Annotated in this window: 2 protein-coding genes; both read right to left on the bottom strand. The window is 49.3% G+C overall.

Annotated features, from left to right (window positions below; genetic code table 11):
• Positions 1-21: 21 nt before the first annotated feature.
• Positions 22-768, bottom strand: coding sequence for a phage replisome organizer N-terminal domain-containing protein (locus tag OCV63_RS17325; protein WP_044929250.1), 747 nt, complete (start codon positions 766-768; stop codon positions 22-24).
• Positions 758-964, bottom strand: a complete 207-nt coding sequence (locus tag OCV63_RS17320; protein WP_015544131.1) for a hypothetical protein — start codon at positions 962-964, stop codon at positions 758-760. The genes OCV63_RS17325 and OCV63_RS17320 overlap by 11 nt, the downstream gene beginning before the upstream one ends.
• Positions 965-1208 lie beyond the last annotated feature (244 nt).

The following is a 1208-nucleotide window of genomic DNA, read 5'->3' as shown; positions in this document are numbered from 1 at the left end:
TCATATCTTCAAAAGCTGGTTTCATAGACTTTCTCCCTCCTTGTAGCTGTAATCGGGTATGCCCCTTTTCGGGGCAGCTTTAGCGGTATCGTCAGCCACCCATCTGCGGATAGTGGCTGCATGGTTCTTGTATTTCCTCCCAGTGGAAGCGATATAGCCGGATAGCCGGTCAATGTAATACTCCCACTTGTCGGGCAGTTCTGCTTGCAGTTCGGAAAGCTCCGTATCTGTCAAAATCACATTTTTGTATCTGCCGTAAGCAGCGGGAGCGGCTCGTCCTGGTTCTGACTCTCTCTCTTTTTCTATCTCTATATCTATCTCTTTCTTTATCTCTATCTCTGGTGGACAAATGTCCGCTTTTGCTTCGGACACTTGTCCACTAAGCCGTTTTTGCTCTGAAATCTTCATTCTTGCCCTGCGCTTGCGCTCCCCCTCGGTAGAGGACTGACCGATGAAAAGCTCGATATTGCTCATATACAAAGCCCCGTTGTCCAGCGGTTCGACAAGCCCCAGCTTCATAAAGATTTGCAAAGCCCGTTCAACTGTGCCGACCTGCTGGCGGGTAATGGTGGCTATCATTTGGGCGGTGTAGGGGATATTCTCGTCAAGCTGCAAAGTGCCGCCGTATTTCAGCGATTTTAAGTACAGCTTCAAGAGGATATTGGAATACAGCATACCGTCCTGCATACTTTCCAGCAGCACGATAGCGTCATCGTCAAAATAGCTTTCTTTCAGTTTGAGGTAATAATATTTGCGGTTATCTGACATAATCTTGGTTCTCCTTATCTGCGGGGCGGGCTTTCCATCTCTTTGAGTAATACCGGGGGCAGAGTACCACGATAGCCCTAAAACTCTGCTTGCAGTCATGGGTACAGCCCCGGCAAAGGGCATTGAAAGTAATGCGGTTTCGCTCATTGAGGAAGAACGCCCATTCCAGCCGCCGCTTCTTGCTCATTCTCGGCATGAAAAAACGCTCCTTTCTTCGGTTTGGTCGGGTATGAGGGGACAGGGGCAAAATCTGTATGTTCCCGGTGTCATTTTCGGGAAAAATCTGCCCTGTAAGCCCCGTTTGCAAGGGTGGGTGTGTTGCGGGTAGGGTAAGCTATACCCCCAGCCTTTTGTATGGTTTCGGTATCATTTCGGGTCGGTTTTTAACGCTCCTGTTCGTGCTTTTTCTGACGGCTCGGTGTGCCGTGTAGTATCTGCTC

Origin of the sequence: Laedolimicola ammoniilytica (assembly GCF_025567165.1) — a bacterium.
Taxonomy (GTDB): Bacteria; Bacillota; Clostridia; order Lachnospirales; family Lachnospiraceae; genus Laedolimicola; species Laedolimicola ammoniilytica.
This window is presented reverse-complemented; position numbering and strand designations above follow the sequence as displayed.

Excerpts from the sequence above, each read along its gene's own strand:
- OCV63_RS17320 (WP_015544131.1), bottom strand. The coding sequence starts at position 964 with ATGCCGAGAATGAGCAAGAAGCGGCGGCTGGAATGGGCGTTCTTCCTC.
- OCV63_RS17325 (WP_044929250.1), bottom strand. The coding sequence starts at position 768 with ATGTCAGATAACCGCAAATATTATTACCTCAAACTGAAAGAAAGCTAT.